The sequence below is a fragment of the Candidatus Streptomyces philanthi genome, from assembly GCF_059553635.1.
Window position 1 is genome coordinate 1 of sequence record NZ_JCANQV010000330.1, and the last position, 5,923, is coordinate 5,923.

Annotated in this window: 6 protein-coding genes; all 6 read right to left on the reverse strand. The window is 71.1% G+C overall.

The features are described 5' to 3' along the window. Positions 1–132 precede the first annotated feature (132 nt). Complete coding sequence (locus AC51EU_RS26005; protein WP_496269514.1) at positions 133–795, reverse strand: SigE family RNA polymerase sigma factor; 663 nt, start codon at positions 793–795, stop codon at positions 133–135. A gap of 406 nt (positions 796–1,201) precedes the next feature. After that, complete coding sequence (locus tag AC51EU_RS26010) at positions 1,202–2,326, reverse strand: aspartate-semialdehyde dehydrogenase (protein WP_496269515.1); 1,125 nt, start codon at positions 2,324–2,326, stop codon at positions 1,202–1,204. Then, positions 2,323–3,594, reverse strand: coding sequence for an aspartate kinase (locus tag AC51EU_RS26015; RefSeq protein ID WP_496269516.1), 1,272 nt, complete (start codon positions 3,592–3,594; stop codon positions 2,323–2,325). The genes AC51EU_RS26010 and AC51EU_RS26015 overlap by 4 nt, the downstream gene beginning before the upstream one ends. A gap of 356 nt (positions 3,595–3,950) precedes the next feature. Continuing rightward, positions 3,951–4,610 (reverse strand): DUF5063 domain-containing protein, encoded by a 660-nt coding sequence (locus AC51EU_RS26020; protein WP_496269517.1) that lies wholly within the window; start codon positions 4,608–4,610, stop codon positions 3,951–3,953. Continuing rightward, positions 4,603–5,202 (reverse strand): recombination mediator RecR, encoded by a 600-nt coding sequence (gene recR, locus AC51EU_RS26025; RefSeq protein ID WP_496269518.1) that lies wholly within the window; start codon positions 5,200–5,202, stop codon positions 4,603–4,605. Before recR ends, AC51EU_RS26020 begins: the two co-directional genes overlap by 8 nt. A gap of 51 nt (positions 5,203–5,253) precedes the next feature. After that, positions 5,254–5,610, reverse strand: coding sequence for a YbaB/EbfC family nucleoid-associated protein (locus tag AC51EU_RS26030; RefSeq protein ID WP_496269519.1), 357 nt, complete (start codon positions 5,608–5,610; stop codon positions 5,254–5,256). Positions 5,611–5,923: the final 313 nt, after the last annotated feature.

Sequence of the window (5,923 nt, forward strand, 5' to 3'; positions counted from 1 at the left end):
CGGCATATCGCTCGGCTCGGTCAAGGCATACGGGCCGCGCGGGGTGTTCTCCGGGCGTGCCGTCGCCCCCAGCGGTGGCGTCCTGCGGGCGCGCGGGGTGACCGGCCCGTCCCGGTCCGTACGACGTTCCGCTCATGCCGGGGCCCCCATCGCGACGCGCAGCGCCGCGATACCGCGCGATCCGTATGCCTTGACCGAGCCGAGCGATATGCCGAGCGTCTCGGCGACCTGGGCCTCCGTCATGTCGGCGAAGTAGCGCAGGACGAGGACCTCACGCTGGCGGCGCTGGAGTCCGCGCATGGCCTGAATGAGCTGGTCGCGCTCCAGGAGGTCGTAGGCGCCCTCCTCGGCGCTGGCCATGTCGGGCATGGGCTTGGAGAGCAGCTTGAGGCCGAGGATGCGGCGGCGCAGCGCGGAGCGGGAGAGGTTGACGACGGTCTGCCGCAGATAGGCGAGGGTCTTCTCGGGGTCGCGGACCCGGCCCCGGGCGGAGTGCACGCGGATGAACGCCTCCTGCACCACGTCCTCGCAGGACGCCGTGTCGTCCAGGAGCAGGGCGGCAAGGCCCAGCAGGGAGCGGTAGTGCGCGCGGTAGGTCTCGGTGAGGTGATCGACGGTGGTGCCGGCTGCCATCGCGTCGTCAGCATCCCCGCACTGGGAGGGGACGGACGAGGGGTGCGCGGCGGACCAGGGGGCGATCACGGGCATGCCTCCGGGCGCACGGCTGCGCGGCGGGCGCACCGCGGCGCTCGCCGGCCCCGCCGGGGCGATCGTGAATCCGAGAACCTCTGCCACGCCTGTTGGACACGCTTCCCCCCGTCAGGGTTGTACGCGCAGGACACCATCGTCGACGATGCGTCAAACGCCCTCATGCGTACCAGCTCTTCCCCAATACCCCATTTGTTCCGGTGCGGTTGCCCCGCGCCCCGGAGCACCCGGGGCCTTAGGGGATCATCCCGGATGCCCCTCGGCCGCCCTGCGGCCACCCCCCGGGGCGGCCACAAAGACGCTCCCCGACCGACTGGCGGTTGCAGTACGGCGGGGAGCGCACGGCCGGGCGCCCCGGAGCACCTCAGCGCGCCGCAGGACACGGCACACCGACGCGCTCACAGGACCTTCACACGTTCCACAAAGTATGTCCCAGGAGGTCAAGCTCACGCCGCCCCTTCACGCCAAGAAGCGGCCACCCACCGCCCCGGGACTACGCCCGCGGCTCCCCCGCGACGGCCTCGGCGATCTGCACCGCGTTCAACGCCGCTCCCTTGCGCAGATTGTCCCCGCACACGAACAGCTCCAGCGCCCGCGGGTCGTCCGGCGAGCGCCGCACCCGTCCCACCCAGGCCGGGTCCGTGCCCACCGCGTCGGCGGGCGTGGGGTACTCCCCCGCCGCCGGTTCGTCGCTCAGGACGACGCCGGGCGCCGCGGCCAGGGTCTCGTGCGCCCCGGCGACCGTGACCTCCCGCTCGAACCGGGCGTGCACCGCCACCGCGTGCGTGGTGACCACCGGGACCCGCACACAGGTCACGGAGACCGGCAGCCCCGGCAGGCCCAGAACCCTGCGGGACGCCTCGCGGACCGCGGTCTCCTCGGACGACCAGCCGTCCTCCTGGAGCGTCCCGGCCCACGGCACGACATTGAGCGCGACCGGCGCGGGGAACGGTCCCAGCGTGTCGCCGACGGCCCGCCGCACATCGCCCGGCGCGGTCCCCAGCTCCGTACCGGACACCGCCGCCAGCTGCGCCCGCAGGGTGTCGACACCGGCCCGGCCGGCGCCCGAGACGGCCTGGTACGAGGAGACGACCAGCCCGGTCAGCCCGTACGCGGCGTGCAGCGCGCCCAGGGCGACGATCATCGTGAGGGTGGTGCCGTCCGGGTTCGCGATGATCCCGCGCGGCCGGGACCGCGCCGCGTGCCCGTTGATCTCGGGGACGACGAGGGGCACCTCCGGGTCCGTCCGGAATATGGACGAGCTGTCCACGACGACCGCGCCCCGGTCCGCCGCGACGGGCGCCCAGCGCGCGGCGACCTCGTCCGGCACGGCGAACAGCGCGATGTCGACACCGTCGAGGGCGTCCTCGTCCAGGGCGAGGACCTCGGTCCGCTCACCGCGCACGGTCAGCTTGCGGCCGGCCGAGCGGTCCGAGGCGACCAGCCGGATCTCGCCCCAGACGTCGGCCCGCTCGGACAGGATGCCGAGCGCCACCGTGCCCACGGCCCCGGTGGCACCGACGACCGCGAGGCAGGGCCTTGGGCCGTCGGCAGCGGCACGGGCGCCCGCCCCCGCGTCCCGCGCGGAGAACAGGGCGCCCGTGCCGGCCGGGTTCATCGCCCGGTGCCGCCGTAGACCACGGCCTCGTCGCTCTCGGAGTCGAGACCGAAGGCGGTGTGCACGGCCCGGACGGCCTCGTTGACGTCATCGGCCCGCGTGACGACCGAGATACGGATCTCGGATGTCGAGATGAGCTCGATGTTCACCCCGGCGTTCGACAGCGCCTCGAAGAACGTCGCGGTGACGCCCGGGTTGGTCTTCATCCCCGCGCCGACCAGCGAGATCTTGGCGATCTGGTCGTCGTAGCGCAGCGAGTCGAAGCCCACCGACGCGCGGGTCCGCTCCAGCGCGGCGACGGCCTTGCGCCCCTCGGCCTTCGGCAGGGTGAAGGAGATGTCCGTCAGACCGGTCGAGGCGGCCGACACGTTCTGGACGACCATGTCGATGTTGACCTCGGCGTCCGCGATGGCACGGAAGATCCGCGCGGCCTCGCCCGGCTTGTCCGGGACACCGACGACCGTGACCTTCGCCTCGGAGGTGTCGTGTGCGACGCCCGAGATGATTGCCTGCTCCATCGGCTGGTCCCCTTGCGGTTCGTTGCTGACCCACGTGCCCTTCAGACCCGAGAAGGACGAGCGGACGTGGATCGGGATGTTGTAACGGCGTGCGTACTCGACACAACGGTGCAGCAGCACCTTGGAGCCGGAGCTCGCCAGCTCCAGCATGTCCTCGAACGAGATCCAGTCGATCTTCCGGGCCTTCTTCACGACCCGGGGGTCGGCGGTGAAGACGCCGTCCACATCGGTGTAGATCTCGCAGACATCGGCGTTCAGCGCGGCCGCCAGCGCGACGGCGGTGGTGTCCGAGCCGCCCCGCCCCAGCGTGGTGATGTCCTTCTTGTCCTGCGACACACCCTGGAACCCGGCGACGATGGCGATGTTGCCGTCGTCGATGGACGCCTGGATGCGGCCGGGCGTGACATCGATGATCCGCGCCTTGTTGTGCACCGAGTCCGTGATCACCCCGGCCTGGCTGCCCGTGAAGGACTGCGCCTCATGGCCGAGGTTTTTGATCGCCATCGCCAGCAGGGCCATGGAGATCCGCTCTCCGGCGGTCAGCAGCATGTCGAACTCGCGCCCCGACGGAATCGGGGACACTTCCTGAGCGAGATCGATCAGCTCGTCCGTCGTGTCGCCCATCGCCGAAACCACCACGACAACCTGGTTGCCGTTCTTCTTGGCCTCGACGACTCGCTTGGCAACGCGCTTGATGCCCTCGGCATCCGCAACGGATGAGCCGCCGTACTTCTGCACGACAAGGCCCACGTGCGCTCCTCGCAACTGTCTCTTCGGGAGTTTTCCTCCCGGACCCCCGGAAATGGGGGTACTGCGGTCGGCTCAGTCTACCGAGCAGGCGGATTCCGCCCCGTCGTTGTCACATCGTGAGACACAGTGCTCACTCAACGGTCAAACACAGTGACCGGCATCCAGACCCCGGCCACCGTGATCGCCGCTTCCCGCGTCCCGCGGCGCATCCGCGCGGCGCCCCGTCGCGCCCGCTCGGCCAGCACATGCCCGCTGAGACTCCCGGCACACGGGAACGTAACCCAGGTCACACCGAAAGCGTCCGTACGGGCCCGGACCCACGACGACCACCCGCGCCTCAGCAGTGCCGGCTGTGGCTAGCTCCTCCGCAGCCCCAGCGGCCCCGCGATCTCCGCCGCCATGACCCTGCCGGCCTCCTCGGCCAACCGGTCCTCGTCCCCGCCGTCGCTGTCCGTGTCCAGGCCGTCCAGCGCGTCCAGCGGCTGGTCGAGACGGACATGCGCGACCAGCGACTGCAACGCCCGCAGCGCGGCCGAGGCGGTCGGGCCCCAGTTGGACAGGTAGGAGAACTGCCACCACCACAGCGCCTCGCTCACCCGGCCCGCCCGGTAGTGCGCCAGCCCGTGCCGCAGATCGGTGATGATCACGGCGAGGTCGTCCGAGATCCGGCTGGCCACCGGGGCGCTGCGCGGTACGTACGGGTCGAAGACCTCGGAGTAGACGTCCACCGGGTCGAGCAGCGCCGCGAAACGCTCGCGCAGCTCGTCCACGTCCGGCTCCGGGCCGCTGTCGGGCTCATAACGCTCGTCCGGGACGATGTCCTCGTGCGCGCCCAGCCGGCCGCCGGCGAGCAGCAGCTGCGAGATCTCCAGCAGCAGGAACGGCACCGCGCTGTCCGGCTCGTCGCCCTTGGCGACCTCCGTCACGGCGACGATGAAGCTCTCGATCGAGTCGGAGATGGATACGGCGAAGTCGTCGGGATTCCGCGTCGCGTCGTGCAGCGTGGCATCAGACATCGAGAAGTCTCCTCCCTTCGAAGGCCCGCCCCAGCGTGACCTCGTCTGCGTACTCCAGATCGCCCCCGACCGGCAGACCACTGGCCAGTCGCGTCACCTTCAGCCCCATGGGCTTCACCATGCGTGCCAGATACGTGGCCGTGGCCTCACCCTCCAGATTGGGGTCGGTCGCCAGGATCAGCTCGGTGACAGCACCGTCCGCGAGCCGGGCGAGCAGCTCCCGTATCCGCAGGTCGTCGGGGCCGACGCCCTCGATCGGGCTGATCGCCCCGCCCAGCACGTGGTAGCGGCCGCGGAACTCACGCGTCCGCTCGATCGCCACCACGTCCTTGGGCTCCTCCACGACACAAATGACCGCCGGGTCGCGCCGCGGGTCCAGGCAGACCCGGCACCGCTCCTCCTGCGCGACATTGCCGCACACGGCGCAGAACCGGACCTTCGCCTTGACCTCCATCAACGCGTTCGCCAGCCGGCGGACGTCGGTCGGCTCGGCCTGCAGGACGTGGAAGGCGATCCGCTGCGCGCTCTTGGGACCGACGCCGGGCAGCCTGCCCAGCTCGTCGATCAGGTCCTGAACCACGCCTTCGTACACGGAACGTCTTCTCTCTCTTCAGCTGCCCTGCCGCCTGCGCCGACCCGCCCCTCAGAAGGGGAGACCCGGGATACCGCCGCCGCCGAGGCCCTGGGCGAGCGGGCCGAGCTTCTGCTGCTGGAGCTTCTGGGCACCGGCGTTCGCGTCCCGGACGGCCGCCAGGACGAGGTCCGCGACGGTCTCCGCGATCTCCTCGGCGGAACCGGACTCGGCGTCCACCGCCTTCGGGTCGATGACCAGGGCCCGCAGCTCACCGGAGCCGGTCACCGTCGCCTTGACGAGGCCGCCGCCGGCCGAACCCTCCACGGGGGTCTCGGCCAGCTCCTGCTGAGCGGCCGCGAGGTCCTGCTGCATCTTCTGGGCCTGCTGAAGCAGCTGCTGCATATTGGGCTGACCACCGGGGATCACGACGGAACTCCTGCCGTACGACAACGATTGGTGCGGTAGCCCGAGCCTACGTGCTTACCGCGCCGGGCGCCCCACGCCGTACGGAGAAGCGCGGATGTCCACGCGGAGTGTTCACCCCCGTCACACCGTGAACGCCCCGCACGGACGTCACGGGGCCACGCCCTCCGCCGAGGCGGGCGGGACGCCTCACTCGTTGTTGTACTCCTCCAGCACCGTCGCGCCCAGCTCCCGGACGATGAGGTCGTGGCCGCTCAGCGCGGAGTCGACCAGGTCCGGGTCGTCCTCGGCCGGCATGTCGTACTCGACCGGCGAG